23 protein-coding genes are annotated in these 25,133 nt (G+C 65.6%); 16 read left to right on the top strand and 7 right to left on the bottom strand.

Features of this window, described 5'->3' with window-relative positions:
• Positions 1–13: 13 nt before the first annotated feature.
• The 3 genes from SPYCW_RS16140 (at position 14) to SPYCW_RS16130 (ending at position 1,531) form a co-directional block, all read left to right on the top strand.
• Positions 14–304 (top strand): antibiotic biosynthesis monooxygenase family protein, encoded by a 291-nt coding sequence (locus tag SPYCW_RS16140; RefSeq protein WP_120217673.1) that lies wholly within the window; start codon positions 14–16, stop codon positions 302–304.
• Positions 301–1,026 carry a TerC family protein gene (locus SPYCW_RS16135; protein WP_120217672.1) on the top strand — a complete coding sequence of 242 codons (726 nt, stop codon included), beginning with the start codon at positions 301–303 and terminating at the stop codon, positions 1,024–1,026. Before SPYCW_RS16140 ends, SPYCW_RS16135 begins: the two co-directional genes overlap by 4 nt.
• Before the next feature lie 103 nt (positions 1,027–1,129).
• Positions 1,130–1,531: a DUF1489 family protein gene (locus tag SPYCW_RS16130; protein WP_120217671.1), complete on the top strand. Its 402-nt coding sequence runs from the start codon at positions 1,130–1,132 to the stop codon at positions 1,529–1,531.
• Positions 1,532–1,535: 4 nt separating this feature from the next.
• On the opposite strand, the gene SPYCW_RS16125 is transcribed toward SPYCW_RS16130, so the two are convergent.
• Positions 1,536–1,943, bottom strand: a complete 408-nt coding sequence (locus SPYCW_RS16125) for a nuclear transport factor 2 family protein (protein ID WP_120217670.1) — start codon at positions 1,941–1,943, stop codon at positions 1,536–1,538.
• Positions 1,940–2,638, bottom strand: coding sequence for a dienelactone hydrolase family protein (locus SPYCW_RS16120; RefSeq protein WP_120217669.1), 699 nt, complete (start codon positions 2,636–2,638; stop codon positions 1,940–1,942). The genes SPYCW_RS16125 and SPYCW_RS16120 overlap by 4 nt, the downstream gene beginning before the upstream one ends.
• 106 nt (positions 2,639–2,744) lie before the next feature.
• Between SPYCW_RS16120 and SPYCW_RS16115 the strand changes: the two genes are divergently transcribed.
• The 9 genes from SPYCW_RS16115 to SPYCW_RS16075 all read left to right on the top strand — a co-directional run bounded on the left by SPYCW_RS16115 (position 2,745) and on the right by SPYCW_RS16075 (position 13,590).
• The gene (locus SPYCW_RS16115) at positions 2,745–3,038 is read left to right on the top strand and encodes a DUF6489 family protein (RefSeq protein ID WP_120217668.1); all 294 of its coding nucleotides are present in this window, start codon (positions 2,745–2,747) and stop codon (positions 3,036–3,038) included.
• An 11-nt stretch (positions 3,039–3,049) separates the two neighbouring features.
• A complete protein-coding gene (mnmE, locus tag SPYCW_RS16110; protein ID WP_120217667.1) occupies positions 3,050–4,366 on the top strand; it encodes a tRNA uridine-5-carboxymethylaminomethyl(34) synthesis GTPase MnmE in 1,317 nt (438 codons plus the stop codon).
• A gap of 184 nt (positions 4,367–4,550) precedes the next feature.
• The gene (gene mnmG / locus SPYCW_RS16105) at positions 4,551–6,419 is read left to right on the top strand and encodes a tRNA uridine-5-carboxymethylaminomethyl(34) synthesis enzyme MnmG (protein WP_120218356.1); all 1,869 of its coding nucleotides are present in this window, start codon (positions 4,551–4,553) and stop codon (positions 6,417–6,419) included.
• A gap of 85 nt (positions 6,420–6,504) precedes the next feature.
• Entirely contained in the window at positions 6,505–7,167 is a 663-nt protein-coding gene (gene rsmG / locus SPYCW_RS16100) for a 16S rRNA (guanine(527)-N(7))-methyltransferase RsmG (protein WP_232014741.1), read from the top strand.
• On the top strand, positions 7,164–7,946 hold the full coding sequence (locus SPYCW_RS16095; protein ID WP_120217666.1) for a ParA family protein: 783 nt from the start codon (positions 7,164–7,166) through the stop codon (positions 7,944–7,946). Before rsmG ends, SPYCW_RS16095 begins: the two co-directional genes overlap by 4 nt.
• Positions 7,947–8,906, top strand: a complete 960-nt coding sequence (locus tag SPYCW_RS16090) for a ParB/RepB/Spo0J family partition protein (RefSeq protein WP_120217665.1) — start codon at positions 7,947–7,949, stop codon at positions 8,904–8,906.
• A 335-nt stretch (positions 8,907–9,241) separates the two neighbouring features.
• The gene (locus SPYCW_RS16085; RefSeq protein ID WP_120217664.1) at positions 9,242–9,739 is read left to right on the top strand and encodes a DUF4402 domain-containing protein; all 498 of its coding nucleotides are present in this window, start codon (positions 9,242–9,244) and stop codon (positions 9,737–9,739) included.
• 198 nt (positions 9,740–9,937) lie between these two features.
• On the top strand, positions 9,938–10,768 hold the full coding sequence (locus SPYCW_RS16080; RefSeq protein WP_120217663.1) for a molecular chaperone: 831 nt from the start codon (positions 9,938–9,940) through the stop codon (positions 10,766–10,768).
• Between the two features lie 32 nt (positions 10,769–10,800).
• Positions 10,801–13,590 carry an MSCRAMM family protein gene (locus SPYCW_RS16075; protein WP_120217662.1) on the top strand — a complete coding sequence of 930 codons (2,790 nt, stop codon included), beginning with the start codon at positions 10,801–10,803 and terminating at the stop codon, positions 13,588–13,590.
• A gap of 271 nt (positions 13,591–13,861) precedes the next feature.
• On the opposite strand, the gene SPYCW_RS16070 is transcribed toward SPYCW_RS16075, so the two are convergent.
• Positions 13,862–14,824: a patatin-like phospholipase family protein gene (locus SPYCW_RS16070; protein ID WP_172595530.1), complete on the bottom strand. Its 963-nt coding sequence runs from the start codon at positions 14,822–14,824 to the stop codon at positions 13,862–13,864.
• A 199-nt stretch (positions 14,825–15,023) separates the two neighbouring features.
• Here SPYCW_RS16070 and SPYCW_RS16065 point away from each other — a divergent pair, with 199 nt between their 5' ends.
• From SPYCW_RS16065 to SPYCW_RS16050, 4 genes are all read left to right on the top strand, one after another.
• Positions 15,024–16,841, top strand: coding sequence for a hypothetical protein (locus SPYCW_RS16065; protein WP_120217660.1), 1,818 nt, complete (start codon positions 15,024–15,026; stop codon positions 16,839–16,841).
• A 94-nt stretch (positions 16,842–16,935) separates the two neighbouring features.
• Entirely contained in the window at positions 16,936–18,471 is a 1,536-nt protein-coding gene (locus SPYCW_RS16060; protein WP_172595529.1) for an NAD(P)/FAD-dependent oxidoreductase, read from the top strand.
• A 25-nt stretch (positions 18,472–18,496) separates the two neighbouring features.
• A complete protein-coding gene (locus SPYCW_RS16055) occupies positions 18,497–18,928 on the top strand; it encodes a GtrA family protein (protein ID WP_120217659.1) in 432 nt (143 codons plus the stop codon).
• Complete coding sequence (locus tag SPYCW_RS16050) at positions 18,925–20,805, top strand: hypothetical protein (protein ID WP_120217658.1); 1,881 nt, start codon at positions 18,925–18,927, stop codon at positions 20,803–20,805. The genes SPYCW_RS16055 and SPYCW_RS16050 overlap by 4 nt, the downstream gene beginning before the upstream one ends.
• Before the next feature lie 24 nt (positions 20,806–20,829).
• Here the strand turns inward: SPYCW_RS16050 and msrB are convergent, their stop codons facing one another.
• The 4 genes from msrB to SPYCW_RS16025 form a co-directional block, all read right to left on the bottom strand.
• Positions 20,830–21,315 (bottom strand): peptide-methionine (R)-S-oxide reductase MsrB, encoded by a 486-nt coding sequence (msrB, locus tag SPYCW_RS16045; protein WP_120217657.1) that lies wholly within the window; start codon positions 21,313–21,315, stop codon positions 20,830–20,832.
• Positions 21,316–21,388: 73 nt separating this feature from the next.
• Positions 21,389–22,645 carry a cytochrome P450 gene (locus tag SPYCW_RS16040; RefSeq protein WP_120217656.1) on the bottom strand — a complete coding sequence of 419 codons (1,257 nt, stop codon included), beginning with the start codon at positions 22,643–22,645 and terminating at the stop codon, positions 21,389–21,391.
• A 195-nt stretch (positions 22,646–22,840) separates the two neighbouring features.
• Positions 22,841–24,136, bottom strand: coding sequence for an ABC transporter permease (locus tag SPYCW_RS16030; RefSeq protein WP_120217654.1), 1,296 nt, complete (start codon positions 24,134–24,136; stop codon positions 22,841–22,843).
• Positions 24,133–25,086, bottom strand: a complete 954-nt coding sequence (locus tag SPYCW_RS16025) for an ABC transporter ATP-binding protein (protein WP_120217653.1) — start codon at positions 25,084–25,086, stop codon at positions 24,133–24,135. Before SPYCW_RS16025 ends, SPYCW_RS16030 begins: the two co-directional genes overlap by 4 nt.
• Between the last annotated feature and the right edge of the window lie 47 nt (positions 25,087–25,133).

Here is a 25,133-nt window from a genome sequence, read left to right as displayed (position 1 = left end):
CGCGCCCGGCGGGATGATCGTCGAACAGGCCAGGTTGCAGGTTCGGCCCGGGCAGGGCGCCGCTTTCGAGCGCGCCCTTGCCACCGCCCGCCCACTGATCGCCGCCTCTCCCGGTTTTTTGGGCATGGAAGTGCGGCGTGGGTGCGAAGCGGTGGAAACCTACTTGCTGATCGTGCATTGGGACCGCATGGAAGACCATCGCGATGGTTTCCGCCGCTCCGAACGATATGAGCAGTGGCGGGCGCTGTTGCATCCCTTCTATGACCCCATGCCGGTCGTGCTTTATTTCGGAGAGCCTGTGTGATTGACCTTTTGTTGACCGCCGCCACCACGGCCGCACAGGGCTTTGGCGGCCCCAGCGAAATCTGGGGCCATATCGTCAATGATTTTTCGAACATCACCGAACCCGCCGCGATGGCGGCGTTTTTGCAGGTGTTGCTGATCGACCTCGTGCTGGCGGGCGACAATGCGATCGTCGTCGGCGCGCTCGCCGCGGGCCTGCCGCCCGAACAGCGCCGCAAGGTGATCCTGATCGGCGTCCTCGCCGCGCTCGTCTTGCGCATCGCCTTTGCGCTGGTCGTCACCCAGCTGCTGCAGATTGTCGGGCTGATCTTCATCGGCGGCCTGCTGCTCGCCTGGGTGGCCTGGAAAATGTGGCGCGAATTGCGTGATGGTGCGCATTCGGCCGGTTCGCCCGAAATTGTCGGCGACGAACATTCGGGGCTGAAGCCTGCCAAGAGCTTCGCCGGTGCCGCTTGGGCGGTCGCCATCGCCGACGTCAGCATGAGCCTCGACAATGTGCTCGCGGTCGCCGGGGCGGCGCGCGATCATCCGGGGATCATGATCGTCGGCCTGATCGTTGCGGTCGCGCTGATGGGCCTCGCGGCGAACATCATCGCCAAATATATCGAGCGTTATCGCTGGATCGCCTACATCGGTCTCGCGGTCATCGTCTATGTCGCGGTCAAGATGATCTACGACGGCTGGGTCGACCCGTCGGTCGGGCTCGGGACGCTGCTGGGCTAAACCAAGCCCGGGTAAATGTTCGCGCGGCCGGCTGCGGCCGGTCGCGCGACAGGCTCTGCCCCAAACGACTTGGTTTTCGCCGTTGCCGCCCGATTTATTGCCGATGGCGTTGCTTCATCTCACCAAGGTTGCGGTCGGCTGTGCGCAGGTCGAAACCTTTGCGCGCCGGGTCGCGGCGCGGGCGAGCGAAGGCGAATTGCGCGTACCGACACGGATGCGGCCGAAGCGAATGGACGAGCTGGTCGGTGGCTATCTGCACTGGATCATCAAGCACCGGATCGTCGCGCGGCAACGGATCTTGTGCTTCGACGATCGCAAGGATGGCCGGGTCGATATCGTCTGTTCGGACGATCTGGAAATCCTGCCGCCGCTGCCCAAGCGCGCGCATCAGGGGTGGCGCTATCTCGCCGATGAGGATGCGCCGAAGGGCATGGCGGATCGGGACGGCGCCGCAGACCTGCCGCCGCACCTCTACCGCGAACTCGCTGCGCTGATGCTGATCTAGCGCGTCATCCTTGCGCGGCGAGCATCGCGCCCATCTTCTCCCATACCTTGTTGATCGCCTTGAGCGGGCGGACCATCACCTTGAAATCGGATATTTTTCCGTCGCCATTCCAACGGATGATGTCGACCCCGTTGATGTGGATGCCGTCGAGCGTCGTCGCAAACTCCAGCATCGCCTGGTCGCCATCGATGATTTCGCGTTCGTAACGGAAGTCGTCACCGCCGAGCACATGGCTCGCCGCATGAAGGTAAGCGAAGACCTTGTCGCGCCCTTCCTGCGGGGTGTGGACGACGGGGGAGTGGAACACGGCATCGGCGGCGAGCATGTCGCGCAGCGCCTGCGGATCGTCGCCGCCATCCATATAGGCGTGCCAGGCCGCGACGCCCGCGTGGGCCGTTCCGCCGCCGCTCATGCCAGATGCTCGGCGAAAAAGGCCTTGGTGCGGCCATCGGCAAGCTGCGCGCCCGCTTCATCGCGGCGGTTCCCGCTCGTCGCGGCAAAGCCGTGGTCGAGCCCGGGATAGTCGTGGAGCGTGACCTTGGGATGCGGGTCGAGCCCTTCATGCATCTTCGCCTGCGCTTCCGGCCCGACCAGATGATCGCTGGTGGGAATATGCAGCATCAGCGGATGCGCGATCGCGTGGCTTTCGTTCAGCATCTGGTCGATCATCACGCCATAATAGCCGACCGATGCGCTGATGTCGGTGCGCGCCGCGGCCATATAGGCCAGCCGTCCGCCAAGGCAGAAGCCGACGCAACCGACCTTGGCGGCGCCCTGGGCGTGAAGCCAGCGGATCGCCGCCTCGATGTCCTTGACCCCGTCGTCGGTGTCATATTGACCGAAATAGCCGAAGGCTTCCTGCAGTTCGGCCTCGACATCGGGGTTGAGCTCGACCCCGGGGGCAAAACGCCAGAACAGGTCGGGAGCGATCGCGAGATAGCCCTGCGCGGCCCAGTCTTCGCATTTTTCGCGGATCCCGGCATTTACGCCGAAGATTTCGGGGATGACGATGATCGCCCGCGACCCGTCGGCGTCGGGACGCGCGACATAGGCGGGAATAGCGTTGGTCCCATCGAGCGCGGGGATGGTGGTGTTCGTCGCGGCCATATGGGAGCTCTCCTGTCTCTTGCTTCTTTGCTGTGAAAGCGCGAAGCTAGCGGGGCCGCGAGCATGGCTCAAGCGGCTAACCGGCATTTCGGGGCGGAGACAGGCGATGAAGTTCAATATCGAGATCGATTGCACCCCCGAAGAGGCGCGGCGCCTGTTCGGGCTTCCCGACCTCGAACCGCTGCACGACATCTATCTTTCGCGCGTCAAGGAATTGATGGCGAAGGGGATCACGCCTGACATGGTGCAGTCGATGGTCAAGACCTGGGTGCCGATGGGCGGCAGCGGCCTCGAGCTTGTCCAGTCGCTGCTCGGCCAGTTCGGCGGCGGATTGATGGGCGGATCGAAGTCGGCAGACGAGAGCGGCGACGACAAGCCTGCCAAGGGGCGCAAGAGCTGAACCAAAGCCAGGTGAACGACACGATCTTTGCGCTGTCGAGCGGGATGCCGCCGGCGGCGATCGGTGTCGTGCGCGTCAGCGGACCCAACGCTGCGGCGGCGCTGCAGGCGCTGGCGGGACGCTTGCCCGCGCCGCGCCGCGCAACGCTGGCGGTGCTCAGCGACGGGGAAGGTGCCCCGCTCGACCGGGCGCTTGTCCTGTGGTTTCCGGGGCCGACGACGGCGACGGGCGAGGATCTCGCCGAATTGCATCTGCATGGCGGGCGTGCGGTCGTCGCGGCGGTCGAAGCCGCGCTGGGCGCGATGTCCGGACTGCGCCGCGCGGAGCCGGGCGAGTTCACCCGGCGCGCGTTTGACAATGGCCGGATCGACCTCGCCGAGGCCGAGGGGCTGGCCGACCTGCTCGCGGCCGAGACCGAGAGCCAGCGGGTGCAGGCGCTCGGTATGGCTAGCGGACATGTATCGCGCGCCGTCGCGGGGTGGCAGGAGCGGCTGCTGACGCTGATGGCGGGCGCCGAGGCCGAGCTCAATTTTGCCGACGAAGATGATGTGGAAGTTGGCGAAGTTGTCGCGCAGCGCTTGATTGCGGGGATGGGAGCGTTGGCGGGTGAGCTGGACGAATGGCTGGCGCGGCCCGCGGCCGAGGTGATCGCCGAGGGACTTTCGGTGGTGATCGCAGGGCCACCAAACGCCGGAAAATCAACTTTAATCAATGCTTTCGTGCAAAGGGAACTCGCGATCGTATCGCCCGTGGCCGGAACGACGCGCGATGTGATCGAAACGCCGCTGGCGCTGGACGGCATCGCGATGCGCTTTTCGGACACCGCCGGGATTCGCGGCGAAGGTGCTGATGCGATCGAGGCGATCGGAATTGACCGCGCGAAGGCGGCGGTCGACGCCGCCGACATTTTGCTCTGGCTTGGGCCGCCGAAGGCAGTGCCTGACCATCCGCGCGCGATCCTGATCGCGGCGCAAGCCGATCGCTGGAAGGGCGATGCCGCTGCCGAAGCCGACGCGGCGCGGTGCGACCTGACGCTGTCGGCGGCGACGGGCGAGGGGATGGACAGGCTCCACCGCATGATCGTCGAGATGGCGCGGACATTGTTGCCGCGCGAGGGCGAGGCGGCGCTGCGCCAGCGTCAACGTGCAGAACTTTCCGAGGCAAAACAATGGCTTGAGATTGAATCCGGGTCGCGCGAGGCTGGCGACCTGATCCTGCTCGCCGAACGGATGCGCCTCGCGGCGACAGCGCTCGACCGCATCACCGGACGTGCCGGGGTCGAGGATATGCTCGATACGCTGTTCGGGCGTTTCTGCATCGGCAAATGATGTTCCACGTGAAACGGCGGTTCCCGAGACGCTGGACGTAAGCCAATTTCTTCTCACACCAAGGCACAAAGATGGCGTGTCGCCCCGTTGGCTGACGCGCCATCTTTGTGTCTTTGTGTGAGATATTTCATGACCTACGCGCCGATGGATTCGAGCGGCGGTTTCGGCTATGCGCCCCACGATCATGCAGGATTCAGCGATTTTTGATGTCATCGTCGTCGGCGGCGGGCATGCCGGAACCGAGGCGGCTGCCGCGGCGGCGCGGCTCGACGCACGCGTCGCGCTCGTCAGTTTCGACCCAGCGCTGATCGGGACGATGTCGTGCAACCCGGCGATCGGGGGGCTCGGCAAGGGCCATCTGATGCGCGAAGTCGACGCGCTCGACGGCTGGATGGCGCGCGCGGCCGACAGCGCGGCGATCCATTACCGGATGCTCAACGCGTCGAAGGGCGCGGCAGTGCAGGGGCCGCGGATCCAGGCCGACCGCAGATTATATCGCGACGCGATCCAAAATCTGCTCGCCGCGGAGAAGGGCATCACGGTGATTGCCGGTGAAGCGGCAGCGCTGCGATTGTCAAACGCAGGACGCGTCGAGGGACTCGAGCTAGCTGATGGCACGACGCTGACTGCGAGCGCAGTCGTGCTTGCGACGGGCACGTTCCTCGGTGGAAAATTGTTCCGCGGCGAGGAGCGCATGGAAGGTGGCCGCATCGGCGAAGCTGGCGCACACCGGCTTGCCGACCAGTTGCGCGCCGCCGACCTGCCGATGGCGCGGCTCAAGACAGGAACGCCGCCGCGGCTCGACGGGCGCACGATCGACTGGGGGCGGCTCGGCGAACAGCCGTCAGACAGCGCCGAAGGGGCAAGCTGGACCTGTTCCACGTGGAACAAAGTCCGGACGGTCCCGCAGATTTTCTGCGCGATCACGCGCACGAACAGCGATTCGCATGCGATCATCGCGGCGAACCTCGATCGCTCGCCGCTATTCACCGGCGCGATCGGCGCGGCGGGGCCGCGCTACTGCCCGTCGATCGAGGACAAGATCCATCGCTTCGCCGACCGCGACGGGCATCAGGTGTTCCTGGAGCCGGAGGGGCTCGACACGCACCTTGTCTATCCGAACGGGATTTCGACCTCGCTGCCCGCCGATGTCCAGCTCGCGATGCTGCGGACGATGGACGGGCTCGAATCGGTCGAGATGGTCGTTCCGGGCTATGCGGTCGAATATGATCATATCGACCCGCGTGCGCTTGACCGGACATTGCAGGTGCGCGCGATGCCCGGCGTCTGGTGCGCGGGGCAGATCAACGGCACGACCGGATATGAGGAAGCCGCGGCTCAGGGGCTGGTCGCGGGCGCCAATGCGGCGCTCGCCGTTCAGGGGCGCGATCCGCTGGTCCTCGATCGAAGCGAATCATACATCGGCGTGATGGTCGATGACTTGGTCCTGCAGGGAGTGACGGAACCGTATCGGATGCTGACCGCCCGCGCCGAATATCGGCTGCGGCTGCGCGCCGACAATGCCGCGACACGGCTGACCCCGAAAGGGATCGAGTTGGGGCTCGTGCGCCCGGCGACCTCGGCGCTTTTTGCGGCGCGGATGGCCAAGCGGGCGCGCGCCGAAGCTTTGCTCGATGTCGTGGTGAGCACCGCCGACTATGCCGCGGTCGAGCTGACGCTGCCCGGCGACGGGATCGCGCGCAAGCGGATCGACCTGCTGCGCTATCCCGAGATGACGATGGCGCGGCTCGCGCGGCTTGCGTCCGAACTCGACGCGATCGACCCCGCAATTCTGTCGGAGGTCGCCGAGGATGCCCATTATGCACCCTATATCGCGCGGCAGGACGCCGAATTGCGGTCCTTGGCGGCGAATGAGGCAATATTGCTCGACCCGGCGCTCAACTATGCCGCTATCGGCGGACTGTCGCGCGAGATGGTCGAGCGGCTGACCAAGGCGCGGCCCGAAACGCTGGGGCAGGCGGGGCGGATCGATGGGGTGACGCCCGCGGCGCTCACCGCGATCATGGTGCATAGTCGGCGGCGGGCGGCTTGATTTCCCGGCGGCGTGTTTTCGAAAATCTCACGCAACGGCGCAAAGAAAGATAAGCCCGCGTTGCGGGGAAGGTGAAAGAACGACAGTGGCGGACGCCGAGCTATTGCATGATGAAGGCGCTGCGCGCGACTGGCTGGATCGGGCGTTCGCGCCCACGGCGGAGCAATGGGCGCGCTTGGAGCGTTTTGCGGCGCTGCTGGTGGCTGAGAATGATCAGCAGAATCTGATCGCCGCGTCGACGATTCCGACGCTCTGGGTGCGGCATATCGCCGACAGCGCGCAATTGTTGGCGCTCGACAGGGGGGGCGGCGAGGGGCTCTGGGTCGATCTGGGGAGCGGGCCGGGGTTGCCCGGGCTGGTCGTCGCGATCCTGTCCGACCGCCCGATGTTGCTCGTCGAATCGCGCAAACGGCGGTGCGAGTTTCTGCGCAGCGTCGCGGCTGAGCTGCGGTTGGATCATGTCGATGTCGCCGAAGCGTCGCTCGAGCGGGTCGCAACGCGGCCCGCGGCGACGATCAGCGCGCGGGCGTTCGCGCCGCTCGACCGGCTGATCGACTTATCCGCGCGTTTTTCCACCGAATCGACGCACTGGCTACTGCCAAAGGGCCGAAACGCAGTTAAGGAACTGGCGTTGTTGCCGCAGCCGTGGCAGAATCTGTTTCACGTGGAACAAAGCCGTACCGACGCCGACAGCCAGATTCTGGTTGGTGTCGGGAAAATCCCGGCAAAACAGCGAGGAAAAGCATGATCCGCATTGCCGTGGCGAACCAGAAGGGCGGGGTTGGCAAGACGACGACGGCGATCAACCTGGCCACCGCGCTTGCGGCGACGGGCTGGCGAACGCTGATCATCGACCTCGATCCGCAAGGCAATGCTTCGACCGGGCTGGGGATCAAGCAGGCGCAGCGCGAATATTCGAGCTATGAATTGCTGCGCGGCGATGCGCCGCTCGCCGATTGCGCGGTGCCGACGGCGGTGCCGCGGCTGGACATCGTTCCGGCAACGGTCGACCTATCGGGCGCCGAGATCGAGCTCATTGAATTTGCCGACCGGCTCCATCGGCTCGAACAGGCGCTGACCGGTGCCGAGGCGGGGCAATGGGACATCTGCCTGATCGATTGCCCGCCATCGCTGGGCATGCTCACGCTCAACGCGCTGATCGCTGCCGAATCGCTGATCGTGCCGCTGCAGTGCGAGTTTTTTGCGCTCGAGGGGCTGAGCCAGCTGCTCACCACGGTCGAGCGGGTGCGCGAGCGCTTCAACCAGAAGCTGTCGATTTTGGGGGTCGCGCTGACGATGTTCGATCGCCGCAACCGGTTGACCGACCAGGTTTCGGACGACGTTCGCGAAGTGCTGGGGCCGGTGGTGTTTCAAACCGTCATTCCGCGCAACGTCCGTCTGTCCGAAGCGCCGAGTCACGGCCTTCCGGCGCTGATCTATGATCATCGCTGTGCCGGGTCGGCGGCGTATATTGCGCTGGCGCGCGAGCTGATCGATCGCCTGCCCAACGTCCGCAAGGCTGCATAAATGGCTGATAATAAAAATGAAAATCCTCCTTCTCCGGCGCGGAAGCGCCCCTCGGGCCTGGGGCGCGGGCTGAACGCGCTGTTCGGCGACGTTGCCGCCGAAGCGCCGGTGCTGGCGACGGCGGGAAGTGCCGCAAAGGCCGCGCCGACGGTGTCGGGCGATGCGGTGCAGCATGTGCCGCTGGGGTCGATTCGCCCGCTGCCTGGCCAGCCGCGGCGCCATTTCGACGAGGCGGCGATCGCCGAACTCGCCGATTCGATCGGACTTCGCGGATTGCTCCAGCCGATCATCGTCCGCCGGTCACCCGATGGCGAGGGATATCAGCTCGTCGCGGGTGAGCGTCGCTGGCGCGCGGCGCAGCGCGCCGGACTGCACCAGATACCCGCGCTGATCCGCGAGCTCGACGACGCCGCGACCTATGAGATTGCGCTGGTCGAGAATATTCAACGGCAGGACCTGAACGCGATCGAAGAAGCCGGCGCCTATCGCCGCCTGATCGACGATTTCGGACATAATCAGGAGGCGCTGGCGAAGCTGGTCGGCAAGTCGCGCAGCCATGTCGCCAATCTGATGCGGCTGCTCGACCTGCCCGACGTGGTGCAGGCGCTGGTCGGCGACGGATCGCTCGCGATGGGGCATGCGCGCGCGCTGATCGGCGCCGCCGATGCCGAAGCGATCGCGCGGCGAATCGTCAAGGAAGGGCTGTCGGTGCGCGCGGTCGAGGCGCTGGTGCGCGACGGCAAGGGCGGCGGGCGCAAGGCGCCGCTCGAATATAAGAGCATGGACGGGGTCGGGCGCGATCCCGACATCGTCGCGGTCGAGCGCCATCTGTCCGAGCTGCTCGGGATCGGGGTTGCGATCCAATATGGCGGCGGCGGCAAGGGCCAGCTGACCCTGAAATTCGCCTCGCTCGATCAGCTCGACATGATTTGCCAGCGGCTGAGCGGCGAGGGGATCTGAAGCTTGCCCGTCATCCCGGCCTTTGCCGGGATGACGAATAGGTGGTGCGAATCAGGCGCGGTCTTTGCTCCGGTATTTGATTCTCTCCGCGGCGCTAAATTTGTGCCACTCCGGGCCGTTAAAGTTGGGCGGAGGGTCCCCACGACCCTCTCGATATCAGGATAAGCCCCTGATTTATCTCGCTTACCAAGGGTAAGGCGGGTCAATTCCTACTGCGTTGTTAACCAAGCTTGCTGGCAAAAGCTGAACCTGTCGCCCGCTAAAGAGGTCGGCGAATGGGGTGGGATATCCATTCGCGTTTCGACAATCAGTTTTCGAATTAAGGGACCAAACATATGCGCAAATTTGGAATGAAGCGCGCCGTCGTCGGCGCCGCGATTGCTGCCCTCGCCCTGAACGCCCCGGCGGCGCATGCGGCTTCGGCAACGGCAACGGCCACCGCCAAGATCCTGCGTCAGATCACGCTGACCAACACCAGCGCCCTGCAATATGCCACGATCATCAGCGGCGCCACCGCTTCGACCGTACAGGTCAGCACGGCCGGCGCCCGCACCTGCGGCGCGGGTCTGACCTGCACCGGCACCACGACCGCTGCCAACTTTGACGTGCAGGGCACCGACGGAGCGGTCGTGCTCGTCGGCGGCGACCCGAGCGTCACGCTCAACGGGTCGCTGGGCGGCACGATGACGTCGTCGCTGACCTATTCGGTGCCGAACATCACGCTCGGCGCGACCGGCGGCAATTTCCAGGTCGGCGGTACGCTGAGCGTCGGCGCCAACCAGACCGCGGGCGACTATACCGGGACGTTCAACGTCACCGCCAACTATCAATAAGGTGGGGGGTATGGCGGGCTAAATGGCCCGCCAGCCAGATAAGGGGTCGCCGGGCGCAGGTCAGGCGACCCCTTTTTCATGCGCGATGCGCAAGCGACGGACATGGTTAGCGAAATATCAACCATGTTGGCGCAGGCAGGGTGCGACCAGCGGAGGGGTGTGGGCCTTTCCGGACAAACGATTGTGGGGATCGTATCGATGTTGCGCTTTTTCAAGGGCTTCGGCCTGCTTTCCGTATTTTTGCTTGGCTCGGTCGCGACGCCTGCCCAAGCGGCGGGGGACCTGCTCGTCGCGCCGACGCGCGTCGTCCTCGACGGTTCGCGCGGCACCGAGGTGGTGCTGAACAATATTGGTTCCGAACCGGCGACCTATCGCATCAGCCTCGAGATCAAACGGATGACCGCCGCGGGCGGGCTCGACGAGATTGCCGAGGCGGACGTCACCCCCGCCGAGCGGCTGGCGCTCGACATGATCGCGTTCAGCCCGCGCCGCGTCACGCTGCCGCCCAACCAGCCGCAAGTGATCCGCGTCGGGGTGCGCATTCCCGAAGGCACGCCGCCCGGCGAATATCGCGCGCACATGCTGTTCCGCGCGGTCCCCGATGCGGCGCCAGCGGTCGCCGCCGATCCGGCCAAGCCCGCGGGCAACGGCGTCTCGATCGCGCTCATCCCGATCTATGGCATTACGATCCCGGTCATCATCCGCGTCGGCGACCTTGGCGCTGAAGCGACGATTGGCGACGCGTGGGTGGGCGACACGCCCGACGGCCCCGCGTTCAATTTCGGACTGACGCGCACGGGCAACCGCTCGGTCTATGGCGATATCGAAGTGACGCGGCCGGGGGTCAGCGAGCCATTGCTGGTGGCGCGCGGCATCGCCGTCTATCCCGAAGTGGGCGCGCGCGAGGTATCGCTGCGCGTGCCGCCCGAACTCGCCGCCCGGCTCAAGGGGCCGGTGCGCATCCGCTACAGCGAGGATCGCGATATTGGCGGCGGGACGATCGACGAGGCCGAGCGGGTGGTGAAGTGACGGCGTAAGGGCGGGGCGAAAGCCAAACAGCCGTGATCCGCGCGGCGCTGACCCGATGGAAACCGGCGATCCTGGCCGGGCTCGCGCTGGTGGGACTGGTTCCCGCCGGCGCCGAGGCCGTTGATAAAGCGCCGGTTTCCTTGACGAGCGACGGGTGGGCGCCGAACGAGGACGACAGCTGGCTATTTGACATGCGGTCGGGCCAATATCGGCTGGGCGACGGGGTGCGCGGCTATCAGACGCCGCAGGGCGTGTGCGTCGACCTCGCCGATGTCGTGCTCGCGCTCGATCTGGCGGTGCGCGTCGACAAGAAGTTGCGCCGCGCAACCGGCTGGGTGTTCGACGAACGGCGCAGCCTGACGATCGACCGCGAGGCGGGCGAAGTGCGCGCGGGTAGCCAGAGTTTCCGGCTTTCCGCAACGATGATCCGCGATACCCCCGCAGGCTGGTGCGTCGATCTCGACAGCCTCAACGCATGGCTGGGGGTACCGATTGTCGCCGACCTGTCGAACGCGGTGCTGCGCATCGACAGCAAGGACAAATTGCCGTTCCAGCTCGCCGCCGAGAGGCGCGCGCGCGCGGCGGCCATCCGGCCCGCGGCGCGGTTCGACCTCGCCAGCCTGCCGCAGGCGTCGCGGCCCTATCAGGGCTGGGCAACACCCTCGGTCGATGTCGTCGCATCGGCCGGGTTCGTGTCCGACAAGCGCGGCGGCTCCTACGTCCAGGGCCGGTACGAGATTTTCGCCGCGGGCGAAGTGCTGAAACAGAGCTTCGACGCGCGGCTGTCGTCGGACAATGAGGGCGTGCCCGACAGCCTGCGGATGCGGCTGTACCGCACCGACCCCGAAGGGCGGCTACTCGGGCCGCTGAAGGCAACGCATTATGCGGTGGGCGACGTCAGCCTGTTGTCGACCGGGATCGTCGCCTCGTCGGCGCCAGGGCGCGGCGCGGTGGTCACCAACCGTCCGATCGAGCGCCCCGACAGCTTCGACAAGACGAATTTTCGCGGCGACCTGCCCGCCGGGTGGGATGCCGAATTGTATCGCAACGGCCAGTTGCTGGCATTCACCAGCCCCAATGGCGACGGCCGCTACGAATTTCTCGACGTACCGCTGCAATATGGCGCGAACCGTTTCGAGATCGTGCTCTATGGTCCGCAGGGGCAAATCCGGCGAGAAATCAAGCAAGTGCAGGTGGGGATGGATTCGATCCCGCCCCAGCAGACTTGGTATTGGGCCGGATTTGCGCAGGAAAACGCCGACCTGATCGAATTTGGCGGGCGCGGGCGTGGGCCGTTCCGGCGTGGCTGGCGCGGGACGCTGGGCATCGAGCGCGGGCTCGATGCGCGCACGTCGGTCGCCGCCTATGCGCACAGCCTGATGATCGAGAATGTGCGGCGCAATTATGCCGAGGCCGCGCTGCGCCGTTCGATCGGGCCGACCTTGCTCGAGGTCGGCGCCAGCTATGCGGATGCTCCTAAGGGCTTTGGGGGCGGCGGCGCGGTGCGTGCGAGCTGGCTCGCGGCGTTTGGCGAAACCTATGTTCGCGCCGATGCGATGCGCGGCTGGAAAGGCTTTGTTTCTGACCGTTTTCTCAGCAATATCAATGGTCTCTATTCAATTTCCATCGACCAGTCGGTCAAGCTGGGGCGGACCGTACTACCGCTGCATTTCGACGTTCGCCAGATCGATCGGCGCGCCGGAATTTCCAGCCTGGAGGCCAGCGCGCGGGCGTCGGCGAGTTTCCGGGCGCTGACCTTCACCGGCCAGCTCGACTGGAGCCGCACCAAGGTGCCGGTCGGCCCCGACCCGCCCGACAATCTGACCGCCACTCTGCTCGCCAATGCCCGCATCGGGCGTGTGCGTCTCCGCGGCGAGGCGCGCTTTGCGCTGTCCGGCGACAGCAGCGATACGCGGGTGGCGTTGATCGGCGAATGGGCCGGGAAGGGTGACGCGGAATGGCGCGCCGAGCTCGGCTATGACCGCGGGCTGGAGCGGGCGCGCGTCGGCGCCGGATATACGCGCCGTTTCAACCGCTTACAGCTGAGCGGCTTTGGTGAAGTGGCGAGCGACGGATCGGTCGCGGCGTCGCTGTCGCTCGCCTTCAGCTTCGGACCGAAGCCGAGCGGCGGCTGGCGCGTGTCGAGTGAAAAGCTGGCGAGCCGCGGGCAGGTGATCGCCGACGTGTGGATGGACGACAATGGCGACGGCATGCGCCAGCCGGGCGAGGCGGCGCTGGCGGGCGTGCCGCTGACCGCAGGCCACGCCTATGTCGAGCAAGCAACCGGCAAGGATGGTCAGGGGACGATCGACGGGCTCGAGCCGTTCCGCCCGGTGCTGATCGGTATCGACGCCGGCAGCCTGCCCGATCCTTATGTGCAACCCGCGCTGCCCGGCGTCGTGGTGACACCGCGGCCCGGCGTCGCAATACGCGTTGCCTTGCCGATGGTCGCCGCAGGCGAAATCGAGGGAAATGTGCGCCGCAATGGCGGTAATCCGGTCGAGGGGCTGGCGCTCGAACTCGTCGATGCCGAAGGCCGGGTACGCGCGACGACGCTGACCGAATTCGACGGATATTTCCTGTTCGAAGGCGTCGCTTACGGCCGTTACACGGTGCGGCCGGGCAAGGCGTCGGCGGCGGCACTGCGGATCGACGGCAGTTTTGCGGTTGCCGCCGTGCCGGGCAAGGCGACGCCGCGGGTGCGGCTGGGCACGCTGGCGCTCAAGCCGCTGATGCGCGATGTGGCGGTACAGGGCGAGGCGGTGACGGGTGAGGGCAATGGCGCGCGCGGGCCGCCCGATGCGGGGGATGGGCGAGCGTAATGGGTCATTGTCGGCGTTGGGGTGGAGAGCGGACGGAGCGATCCTCCCCGGAACGGGGAGGGGGACCAGCGAAGCTGGTGGAGGGGCACCATCGGTTTGCCTTGCCGCCGAAGTCGTGCTCCACTGCTACGTTCCCGGAACGCTTGGCTCTGCCAGCCCGGCGCTGGGGTAACCGCCTGTGCCCCTCCACCACCCTTCGGGTGGTCCCCCTCCCCCGTTGGGGGAGGATCGGCTATGTCCGCAATCGGTCGCAAACGGCCGTTTGCATCTCTCAACTCAAAAGCGGCTCCAACGCGTCCCATTCGCGATCGACGGCGCGGCGGCCCGCGTCGATAGCGGCGCGGATCTTTGCCAGGTCGAATTCGAGCGTTTCGGAAACCTCTTCCTCGGGCTCGATGATACGGATCGGCGCGAAACGGTAGCGGGAGATCTGGACGTCGAGCGGGCGAAGGATGCGCGCCGCCTGCGCGCCGCCGATGCCTTCGTTTTGCAGCGCGCGCAGCTGCGCTTCGCGCGCGGCGATCAGGTCGTTAATCAAGGCGGCGTTCGCCACGTCATTTGCCGAGACTTCGGACTGGAGGATGTCGACGGCGCGCAGGCCGATCTTGATCAAATTGGGGAATGTGCGCACCCGTCCGGGGCGGGGCGCGGGTGAAGCGCGCACCACGATCACCCCGCGCGGATTCATGTCGAGCGCAGCGCTGAGCGGGGTCACGTCGCGCACCCCGCCGTCGACCCATTGCTCCTCGGTCCCGTCGCTCGCGCGCGTCTTGAGCGGATCGAAGAACAAGGGCATCGCGCAGCTGGCATAGACCCAATTGTGAATGCCGGGGACGCTCTCGTCGATGCTGCGATAGGTGCCGGTACCGAGATTGACGACGCCGAGCAGCAATTTGCGCCCGCTCGCGCGCAGCCTGGCGTCGTCGGCGAAACTCTTCAGCAGGCGCTTGAGCGGCGCGGTGTCGTAGATCGCATCTTCGCCGAGCAAACCGCCGACGACGCCGAGCGGGCGCGACTTGTAGATCGAGCCGTTGCCGCGGATGGCGAGCCACGCGTCGAGCAGCCCCGGCACATCGTCCTGCGCCACGCCGAGCGCCTGGATCGCGCCGGTCGATACACCGGCGACAATATCGAGCCGGACGCTACGATTAACGACCAGTTCGTGGACGACACCGACCTGGAACGCCCCTTTGGCGCCGCCGCCGCTCAAGACGATTGCCAGTCCGCCTGCCATGCCGTGCGCCTCCTTGATGTCCCCCGACATTACCGCAAGACTGGCGGCGCCCCAAGCCGCGAACGTCCGTTTCGGAGGGAATCGCGCTGCGAAATTAACCGGTCTTTAGCCATGTTTGGTCACAGCGGAATGCAATCTTGGGCCTGCGATCGGACGCGGGGCGATCCGGGCGACCGCCGATAGATAGGGTGACTGGGTAATGCAGCAGACCGCGAAGACGGCCAGGATATATGGTGCTCTCGGCGCCAGCGGGTTCGCGGTGATCCTCTGGCTCGTTCTGATCGCATTCTATATGATCGCCCAACGTGACCTGGTCGCTGCCATGCGTTTTCCGGACGCCGATGACGAGATGCGATTGGCGCAGGTCCGCGACTTGATCGCCGGGCAGCACTGGTTCGACATCATGCAATATCGCGTCGATCCGCAGGAAGGCAGCGGTCTGATGCATTGGTCGCGCTTTGTCGACGCGCCGCTTGCCGGCTTCATCCTCCTTTTGCAGTCGTTGCTCGGCGAAGCGTCGGGCGAGCGCTGGGCCGTGGCGCTTTTTCCCCCGTTACTGATCCTGCCGCTGTTCCTGATATTCGGCCGGATCCTCACCGCGCTTGGCGACCGCCATCCGGTCGCCACCGGGCTTTTGATCGCCTTTTCGGGTGCCACTTTCCTGCAATATTTTACGCCGATGCGGATCGATCACCATGGCTGGCAGCTGCTGCTATCGGTCGCGATGGCGTGGATCGCGCTGCGATCGCCAAGTCTGGCGAATGGCTTGGCTGCGGCGGCCGTCATCACCCTGCATGCCGAGATTTCGTTGGAAGCCTTGCCCTATCTGGCAATTTTTGGCGGCCTGTTCGCTTGCGAGTGGCTCCGCGATCCGCAAACGGGACGGCGCTTGTTGGGTTTTGCATCGGGTTTGATCGGATTTCCAGCCGTGTGGCTGCTGGCGATGCGCGGGCCAACGTCGACCCTCACCGTATATTGTGACGCCTTCTCCTTGCCCTATGGCGCCGCCGTCGCTGCAGGAGGGCTGGTGCTCGCTGCCAGTCTGCTGGGACCAACCCGACTGTTGCGTTCGCCGTTACGCCGTCTCCTTGCACTCACGATTGCGGCCCTTGCTGGCGGACTCGTCTTTGTTCTCACCGGGCAGGAGTGCCTGGGCGGTCCTTTCGGCGCGCTTGATCCGCTGGTGCGCCAGCATTGGTACGAATGGGTGTCCGAGGGGCGACCGATCTGGTCGCACGCGAACACCTATGGTGTCGTCTACATCGTGCCGACGCTGATTGGCTTAGGCGCGCTGACATTTGCGTGGCGGCGGAGTCGGAACGGGCCGTTCGCGGAGAATTGGACGCGGCTTGCGGTGATCGCTGTGGGCAGCGCGGTAGCGTCGGCATTCGTGACCCGCATGGGCGCGACGACCCACGCCTTTTTGCTCCCAGGTTTTGCGGTGATGGCGCTCGCGCTGTGGCGCTGGAGCCGGACGCGGTCGTCATCGCTGGGCAGGGTCGGGTCGGCGCTATTGGTGCTTACGGCTCTTCCCGCAGTCGATGCGGCGATTGCCATCCAGGTTGCGCGCACGCTAGTTGGCCAGTCCGCACCGACGAAGGCCGAGGCGAGCGACTGTCCCAGCGCAGTCAGCGCTGCCGCATTGGCCGATGAGCCACGCGCACATCTGTTCGCCCCAATCGACATTGGTCCGGCGCTGCTCGTGCGAACCCCGCATAGCGTTGTGGCCACCGGGCACCATCGCAACGAAAAGGCAATGCGGCGCGTCATTTCGGCTTTTTTGGCCAAGCCCGCCGTGGCTGAGCAGGTTGTTCGTACCGAGGGAGCCGACTTTCTGGTCTTCTGTCGCGGCTTTTACGAAGTGCAGCGCTTTGCTGCCGCAGCGCCTGATGGACTGGCCGCGAGGCTTGCCCAGCGAAAACCGGTGCCGTGGTTGCGGCACGACCCTCGCCTCTCGTCCGAGTCGCTCAGTGTGTATCGCATCCTGCCTCCAACAGGGCGGTCGGCGACGAACTAGGCGGCGCATGGGAGGATTTCTTAGTGTGTGATTAACCATTTTTTAGCGCGTCTTGCGCCAGTTAGAGCCCAATCTGTCTGTGGGGGAATATTCAGTGACCGACGCCCGTATTTCGAAAAGCCGTCCGACCAGCGCCGACGTTGCCATCATTGGTGCGGGGCCGGCGGGGCTCACCGCTGCCTATCAGCTGACCCAACAGGGCTATAAGGTGACGGTGATCGAGAAGGATCCGGTCTATGTCGGCGGGATCAGTCGGACGGTCGAGCATGAGGGTTTTCGCTTTGACATTGGCGGCCACCGCTTTTTTTCGAAGAGCCAGGAAGTCGTCGATCTGTGGAACGAGATTCTGCCCGACGATTTCATCCAGCGCCCGCGGATGAGCCGCATCTATTATGAGGGCAAATTCTATTCCTACCCGCTGCGTGCGTTTGAGGCGCTGTGGAATCTCGGGGTCGTGCGCTCGACCTTGTGCATGATCAGCTATGCGCAGGCCAAGCTGCTGCCGAACAGGAATGTCCGCAGTTTCGAAGACTGGACGATCAACCAGTTCGGGCGGAAGCTCTATTCGATCTTTTTCAAAACCTATACCGAGAAGGTGTGGGGCATGCCGTGCGACGAAATGTCGGCAGACTGGGCGGCGCAGCGGATCAAGGGGCTAAGCCTCGGTGCCGCGGTGCTCGACGGGCTGAAGCGCAGCCTCGGGCTCAACAAGAAGCCCAATGACGGCATGGCGACCAAGACCTTGCTCGAAACCTTTCGTTATCCGCGGCTTGGCCCCGGCATGATGTGGGATGCGGCGCGCGACAAGGTGGTTGCGGGCGGCAACCATGTGCTGATGGCGCACAGCTTCAAGCAGCTGACGCAGGACCAGGTGAGCGGACGCTGGCGGCTGACCGCCAATGGCCCCGATGGCGATGTCGTGATCGACGCGGCGCATGTCATCAGCTCGGCGCCGATGCGCGAGCTGGCGGCGCGTATCCATCCGCTACCCGCCTGCGCGCTGTCCGCGGCGCCATCCCTGAAATATCGCGACTTTCTGACCGTCGCGCTGAAAATCCGGTCGGAGGATCTGTTCCCCGACAACTGGATCTATATCCACGACAGCAAGGTGCAGGTCGGCCGGGTGCAGAATTTCCGCAGCTGGTCGCCCGAAATGGTGCCCGACCCGGCGATTGCATGCGTCGGCCTCGAATATTTCTGTTTCGAGGGCGACGGGCTGTGGGCGTCGAGCGACGCGGATCTGATTGCGCTGGCGACGAAGGAAATGGCGATCCTGGGCCTGTGCGATCCCAAGGATGTGGTCGGCGGCGCGGTGGTGCGGCAGGAAAAGGCCTATCCGGTCTATGACGATGATTATGCCGCGCATGTCGAAACGATGCGCAGCGAGCTCGAGGCGCGCTATCCGACGCTGCACATGGTCGGGCGCAACGGCATGCACCGTTACAACAACCAGGACCATGCGATGATGACTGCGATGCTGACGGTGCGCAACATCGTCGCGGGCGAGCGGGTTTACGACATCTGGGACGTCAACGAGGACGCCGAATATCATGAGAGCGGCACCGAGGGTGAGCAGGCGGCGCTGGCGTCGGTGCGCGACGTCCCCGCGCGCGTGACTAAGGCCGCCTGACGCCTTGGCCGGAGAGGTTCTTGCCATGCTCCCTGTCACCAAATTGATCGGAGCGGTTCGCCGTGGCGAGATTCGCTGGCTGAACTATCTGCTCGCCAGCGTGCTCGCGCTAGGCAGTGATGCGGCGCTGTTCCTGCTGCTGCTCGATTCGGGACTGTCGCCGATGGCGGCGTCGGCGGTGGGCTATTGCGCCGGGATCTTGGTCCATTGGCTGGTGTCGAGCCGCCTCGTCTTTGCCGACGGCGCTGCGGCGCGCGGTACCGGTGAGCGACATCGCCAGAAAATGCTGTTCGTCGGGTCGGCGCTGGTCGGTCTTGCCGTCACGACGGCGATCGTCGGCACCGGCAGCGCGCTGGGGCTCGATCCGCGGCTGGCCAAACTGGCGGCGATCGTCGTCAGTTTCCAGACTACCTATTTGCTGCGCCGGCATATTGTTTTCCGGACCGCCGCGGCGTGACCGATGCGGCCGCGCCTGTTGCGGTCGGCGCCGTGGAGCCGAAGCCCGCCTCGCTTTCGGAGGGCTTTGCACTTGGCGGCTGGCTGACGCCGGTACGGATCGCGCTGATCCTGTGGGCGGCGATGAGCCTGATCGCGATTGTCGTGAACTGGCAGGCGATCGACGCGATCGATCTGTCCGACACCGACGACGCGATGCGGATGGCGCAAGTGCGCGACCTGCTGGCGGGGCAAGGCTGGTGGGATCTCACGCAATATCGCGTCAATCCGGCGGGCGGCGGGGTGCTGATGCACTGGTCGCGGATCGTCGATGCACCGCTCGCGCTCGGCATCTTGGTCATCGAGCCGCTGTTCGGACAGGCCATGGCCGAACGAGTCGTGATGACGCTATGGCCGCCCCTGTTGGGCGCGGCGCTGTGCGCCGCCTGTGCCCTGGGCTATCGCAACCTGTCCGACTGGCGGATCGCCTATGTCGCGCCGCTGTTCCTGATCATGGCGGGCTTTATCGTGGCCCAGTTCCGACCGCTGCGGGTCGACCATCATGGCTGGCAGATCCTGCTCGCGATGCTGATCATGGCGCAGGCGCTGCGGCCAGCGAGCTGGCGGGCGGGGCTATGGGGCGGCTTGTTCGGCGCGGCTTTGCTGGCGGTTTCGATCGAAGGATTGCCGATGGTTGCGCTGTTTGCGGGGCTGGCCGCGCTGCGCTGGGCGTTGCATGGCCGCGCGAACGATCGCGACCGGTTGTGCGGCTTCATGCTTGCACTGGCGGGTGGGGCGATCCTGCTCCAGTTCGCCACGCGTGGTCCCGTCGGGCTGGTCGGAAACTGGTGCGATTCGCTCTCGGCGCCCTATATGGCCGCGTTCGTAGCCGCGGCGGCGTTGATCTTCGCCGCGGCGCGCGCGAATCCTAAACTATTTTGGGCGCGACTCGGTCTGCTGGGCATTGCCGGTCTGGCGGCCGCGGGCGCCCTGGTGTGGACCGAGCCAAGCTGCGCCAACGGACCCTTCGCTTCGCTCGATCCGATCGTGGTCAAATATTGGTACAAGAATGTGCTCGAAGGTCAGCCGCTGTGGGCGTCGAAGGCGCCCGATGCGGTGCACGTCCTCGTGCCGTCGCTCGTCGGCCTTGCCGGATCGGTGCTGGCTTGGCGCCAATGCCGCGAGGTCGCCGATCGGCGCAATTGGGCGACGGTGATCGTCGCACTGTTGGGCGCCGCAGCCTTGTCGCTGCTCGTCCTGCGCAGCGCGGCGACCGCGCATCTGTTTGCCCTGCCTGGCTGCGCGTGGCTGGGATTGCGCCTGTGGACATGGGCGAGGTCGATTTCATCGACTGTCCCGCGCATCCTGGGTTCCGCTGCTGCTGCGCTGACCCTACCACTGATTGGCAGCACAGCAGTGCTGGTCGTGCTGATGGCGCTCGCGCCGTCGCTCAAGGCTGCGACCGAATCCGCGGCGGCCCGCAATGCGGCCGCCAACCGGTATCAGACGACATGCCTTGATCCGGCGGCGATTGCCGCGCTCGATGGTCTGCCACCGACGACGGTCCTAACCCCGATCGACCTCGGCGCGCCGGTGATCTTCTGGACGCGCCACAGCCTGGTCGCGACCCCGCACCATCGCAACAAGGACGCGATGGCGCATAGTATTCGCGTCTTTGCGGGCGATCCGGCGGCGGCCGAGGTATTGGTGCGCAAGCAGCAGGCGACGTTGATCGTCTTTTGCCGAACCGCCAATGATCTGACTGAGTATCGTCACGCACGCAAGGACGCGCTGGCCGCGCAGTTATACAGGCGAAAGCCGCCCGCGTGGCTCGAACCGGTGCCGATCGCCTCGCGCGCGGGACTGTCGGTGTGGCGGGTGAAATCCGCAGCCAAATGACGCTACGACGTCATTCGAGCGGCGTCAGGCGGGGCGGAAACTCAGCGCGGTACCATTCATGCAGTAACGCTTGCCGGTCGGTTTCGGGCCGTCGTTGAAGACATGGCCAAGATGGCCACCGCAGCGCTTGCAATGCACTTCGGTGCGCGCGTAGCCCAGATCATAGTCGGTCGATGTCGCGATCCCGCCCTTCAGCGGCGCCCAGAAGCTCGGCCAGCCGGTCTTGCTGTCATATTTGGTCTTGCTGGAATAGAGCGGCAGTGCACAGCCTGCGCAGATGAAGGTGCCGGCGCGCTTTTCCTTATCGAGCGGATGGCTGAACGGGCGTTCGGTGCCCGCCTCGCGCAGCACATAATATTGCTGCGCCGTCAGCCGCTTTTTCCATTCGGCTTCGGAAAGCCGCCAGCCGGGCGCGGCCTGCGGGCGCGACGATTTGGCCATGAGCATCGGCGCGGCGATGATGCCGCCGCCGAGGGCGAGGCCAGCAAGGACATAACGACGGTCGATCATGGCGGACTCCTGACCCGGGCGCCGGGCCTTCACGTCAGATACGTGGTCTTGTGGCGCCAGGTTTCACCGCGCGTCAATATTTCTCCAGCTCGACCCGCATATGGCGATAGCCGTGGACGAAGCTGGCGTGGACGCGCTCGGGCTCGGCGAGCACATTGACGCGCAGGCGGCGCTTCTGCATTTCGGAAATCAGCGTCGTCAGTTGCAATTCGGCGACACGCGCGCCGACGCAGCGGTGGATGCCATAACCAAAGGCGAGGTGGCGGCGCGCGTTCTCGCGATCGACGATGATGCGGTCGCCATCGGGGAAAACGCTTTCGTCACGGTTGGCCGAGGCGTACCAGAGCGCGATCTTGTCGCGCTTCTTGATCTGGTGGCCGAACAGCTCGGTATCCTCCATCGCGGTGCGGCGCATATGCGCCAGCGGGGTCTGCCAGCGGATGATTTCGTGCATCGCGTTGACCGCGAGTTCGGGGTCGTGGTTCGCCTCCAGCTTCGCGCGTTCTTCGGGGAAACAGTGCAGGCCATAGGCATAGGCCGACATCGAATTGCGCGTCGTGTCGTTGCCGCCGACGATGAGCAGGATGAGGTTCCCCATAAACTCATGCTCGCTCATATGCTTCATCGCGTCGGATTGCAGCATGATCGAGATGAGGTCATGTTCGCCGGGGTTGAGTGCCTTGCGGTCCCACAATTCCTTGAACGCGGCGCCCATCTCGAACGCCTTGGCGGTGCGCGCCTGCCGCTGTTCGGTGGTATCGAAGGATTCGATGTCGCCCAGCGCGTCGGACCAGGCGGTCAGCCGGTGGCGTTCCTCCCACGGGAAATCGAACAGGATGGCGAGCATGTCGGTGGTGAGTTCGATCGACAGCTTTTCGACCCAGTCGAACGCTTCGCCGATCGGCAGCGTGTCGATCAGCGCCGCGGTGCGCGCGACGGTGTCGGCGCGCATCCGCTCGATTTCGGACGGGCCAAAGGCGGGGGCGACAGTACGGCGCTGCGCGGTGTGCTGCGGCGGATCCATCGCGATGAACATTGGCAGCGGGATCTCCCCCTCTTTCAGATGCTCGACGCCGTCGCCGGCGACGGTGATCCCGCCATATTCCCACGATGAGGAGAAAATCTTCGGCAGCGCCTCGATATGCTGGATCGGCTTGTAGGTGGTCACAGACCAATAGGGGCCGAATTTCGAATCTTCGCAATGGTAGATCGGCGATTCGGCGCGCAGCTGGCGCATCGGTTCCTGCCAGCGGTCCTCGCTCCACAATTCGGCGCGGCTGACGTCGAGCGGGTTGGCGATTTCCGGGGCGGTGCGAATTTGGGTGGCCATGGCTATCCTCCGTCCAGCCGTCATCGCGCGGCCGATTCAGTTGCAGAATGCCACTATTTACAGCTTTGTCAATGAGGGAGGAGGGGGCGTGGCGGGTACCGGCCACCCCTTATTCGTCATCCCGGCGAAAGCCGGGATCTCGCCGGTGCAGCGATACGATAGGGTGAGATCCCGGCCTTCGCCGGGATGACGACACTATGCGGAGCGGTCGCTGGTCGTGGAGGCGGCGTTGGCGGCCAGCGCTGCCGCTCGTCCACTGCGCCGCCAGAATTTCCAGCTGCTGCCGCCACTCAGAACCCCGGCGCGGAAGAGGCGGACCGAGAGGAAGATGACGAGCGCGACCCAGATCGCCTGCCAGCCGAGCGCGAGCAGGTGGACCGCCTTGCTGTCGTCGGTCGCGGCGCGGGCGGCCATGGCGAGCGGCGAGGAGAAGGGGAAAATCTGCGCGATCGTCGACAGGCTGCTGCCCGGGGCGCTCGCGGCGGCGGTCGACAGGCTGAACATACCGACCTGGAAGATGGTGATCGGCAGGCTGAGCATCTGGATTTCGCGCACCGTCGCCGCCTGCGCGCCGACGCCGAGGAACACCGCGCCGAGCAGCAGGAAGGACAGGATGAAATAGACAAAGCCCATGCCGATGAAAAAGGGCCAGCCCGTGGCGGGCGCCGCGGTCAGGGCAGCCGCCGCCTTGCTGGCGTTTTGCATCGACGCGAGCGCCGCTGGGTCAACCTGCAAGGCCGCGATCAGTCCGCCGGCGATCGCCATGATCAGCCAGAAGGCGATGAACAGCACCGCAACGCCCAGGAAACCGAGCAGCTTGCCGAGGAAGACACTTTCGAGCGGCACCGCGGCGGCGAGAATTTCGATGACCTTGTTGCCCTTTTCCTCGGCGAGCGAGCTGACCGTTTGGCCCGCGAGGAGGAGGGTGAGCAGGAAGATGATGAACACCGCGCCAAAGCCCAAGGATTGCTGGAGCGCGATGCTGGTGCCGCCGCTCGACAAGGCTTCGAATTTGGGTGCGACCGGGGGTAGCGGCCCTGCGGCCTTGGATCGTAGCACATCATCGGCGAGAAGTGCGAGATAATGGCCCGCGTTGCTGTCCGCCTCGCGCTCGACGATGCGCGGGGCGGCGAGCGGGCCGCTGAGCACGGCATAGGTGTCGCTGCCCTTTTCGCGCGCGATGGCGACCGGGTCGGTGGTGGCGGGGCTGGCGATGCGGACCTCCAGCACCGGCACCCGGCGCGCAACGCTCGCGCGCAGCCGTGCATCGGCGGCGCGCAGCGCTTCGACATCGTCGGCGCCGACCACCGCGACGATGCGCCCGGCGCCGCGCGCGCTGTCGGCGAGCTGCGAGGCGCCCATGCCCCCCGCGAGCCCCATGCCGACCATGAACAGCGGCGCGAGCAGGAACAACAGGAAGGTCGGGGTCGCGACGATCGCCAGAAAATCGCGGCGCGCGATGACGAGCATATTTTTGAGGAAGGGGGTCATGCCAGCGCCTCCTCAACCGCGTCGGTTCCGGCATCGGCGTCGAAACTTGCATCGACCTGGCGGACGATATGGACAAAGGCGTCGTGGAGTGCGGGACGGGTAATCGACAGTCCCGCCACGCCGAGGCCGCTGCCCGTGATCCGCGCCAGCAGCGGTTCGACGTCGGCATCTTCGATCGGGAAGAACCAGCTGTCGCCGCGCGGTTCGGCACCGACGGGGAGCAGCGCGGCAATCGCTGCGGCGTCGGCGTCGGCGCGCGGGGTGTAGCGCACCTGCATCGGGAGCAGGCTGCGCGCGTCGTCGACCGTGCCTTCGAAGCGGCGCTGCGAGCGCGCGATGATCGCGAGCCGGTCGCACAGGCGCTCGGCATGCGCCATGACATGGGTCGAAAACAGGACCGTCGCGCCGCGATCGCGCTCGCGGCGGACGAGCATTTCGAGCCGTTCCTGATTGACCGGGTCGAGCCCCGAGAAAGGTTCGTCGAGGACGATGAGATCGGGGGCGTGGACGATCGAGCCGATCAGCTGGATCATCTGCGCCATGCCCTTCGACATTTTGCGGATCTTCTCGTCGATCACGCGCTCGAGCCCGAGTTCGGTCATGAAGGTCGCGGCGCGGCGGCGGCCTTCGGACCAGTCGAGCCCGCGCAGCGCGCCCATGAAGGCGATCGCCTCGCGCGCTTTCATCCCGGGATAAAGCCCGCGTTCTTCGGGGAGGTAGCCGATCCGATGGCGCACCGCCTGTGGGCGTTCGCCAAAGACGCGGCTGCTGCCTTCGTCGGGGTCGATGATCCCTAGCGTCATCCGCAGGCTGGTGGTCTTGCCCGCCCCATTGGGGCCGAGCACGCCATAGATGCTGCCCGTCGGCACGGTCAGGCTGACATCGTCGACAGCCTTGAAATCGCCGAAATATTTGGTGAGGCCGATCGCCTCGACGCTGAAATCGTTCAAACTGCGGTCCCTGATCTGATCATCCGCAAGCTATGGCACGGACGGAC

Origin of the sequence: Sphingopyxis sp. EG6, from assembly GCF_003609815.1 — a bacterium.
Taxonomy (GTDB): domain Bacteria; phylum Pseudomonadota; class Alphaproteobacteria; order Sphingomonadales; family Sphingomonadaceae; genus Sphingopyxis.
This window is presented reverse-complemented; position numbering and strand designations above follow the sequence as displayed.

Excerpts from the sequence above, each read along its gene's own strand:
- SPYCW_RS16130 (WP_120217671.1), top strand. The coding sequence starts at position 1,130 with ATGGCGTTGCTTCATCTCACCAAGGTTGCGGTCGGCTGTGCGCAGGTC.
- msrB (WP_120217657.1), bottom strand. The coding sequence starts at position 21,315 with ATGATCGACCGTCGTTATGTCCTTGCTGGCCTCGCCCTCGGCGGCGGC.
- SPYCW_RS16090 (WP_120217665.1), top strand. The coding sequence starts at position 7,947 with ATGGCTGATAATAAAAATGAAAATCCTCCTTCTCCGGCGCGGAAGCGC.
- SPYCW_RS16125 (WP_120217670.1), bottom strand. The coding sequence starts at position 1,943 with ATGAGCGGCGGCGGAACGGCCCACGCGGGCGTCGCGGCCTGGCACGCC.
- SPYCW_RS16080 (WP_120217663.1), top strand. The coding sequence starts at position 9,938 with ATGTTGCGCTTTTTCAAGGGCTTCGGCCTGCTTTCCGTATTTTTGCTT.
- SPYCW_RS16095 (WP_120217666.1), top strand. The coding sequence starts at position 7,164 with ATGATCCGCATTGCCGTGGCGAACCAGAAGGGCGGGGTTGGCAAGACG.
- SPYCW_RS16040 (WP_120217656.1), bottom strand. The coding sequence starts at position 22,645 with ATGGCCACCCAAATTCGCACCGCCCCGGAAATCGCCAACCCGCTCGAC.
- mnmG (WP_120218356.1), top strand. The coding sequence starts at position 4,551 with ATGCAGGATTCAGCGATTTTTGATGTCATCGTCGTCGGCGGCGGGCAT.
- SPYCW_RS16120 (WP_120217669.1), bottom strand. The coding sequence starts at position 2,638 with ATGGCCGCGACGAACACCACCATCCCCGCGCTCGATGGGACCAACGCT.
- SPYCW_RS16065 (WP_120217660.1), top strand. The coding sequence starts at position 15,024 with ATGCAGCAGACCGCGAAGACGGCCAGGATATATGGTGCTCTCGGCGCC.
- SPYCW_RS16085 (WP_120217664.1), top strand. The coding sequence starts at position 9,242 with ATGCGCAAATTTGGAATGAAGCGCGCCGTCGTCGGCGCCGCGATTGCT.
- SPYCW_RS16115 (WP_120217668.1), top strand. The coding sequence starts at position 2,745 with ATGAAGTTCAATATCGAGATCGATTGCACCCCCGAAGAGGCGCGGCGC.
- SPYCW_RS16070 (WP_172595530.1), bottom strand. The coding sequence starts at position 14,824 with ATGGCAGGCGGACTGGCAATCGTCTTGAGCGGCGGCGGCGCCAAAGGG.
- SPYCW_RS16055 (WP_120217659.1), top strand. The coding sequence starts at position 18,497 with ATGCTCCCTGTCACCAAATTGATCGGAGCGGTTCGCCGTGGCGAGATT.
- SPYCW_RS16030 (WP_120217654.1), bottom strand. The coding sequence starts at position 24,136 with ATGACCCCCTTCCTCAAAAATATGCTCGTCATCGCGCGCCGCGATTTT.
- SPYCW_RS16140 (WP_120217673.1), top strand. The coding sequence starts at position 14 with ATGATCGTCGAACAGGCCAGGTTGCAGGTTCGGCCCGGGCAGGGCGCC.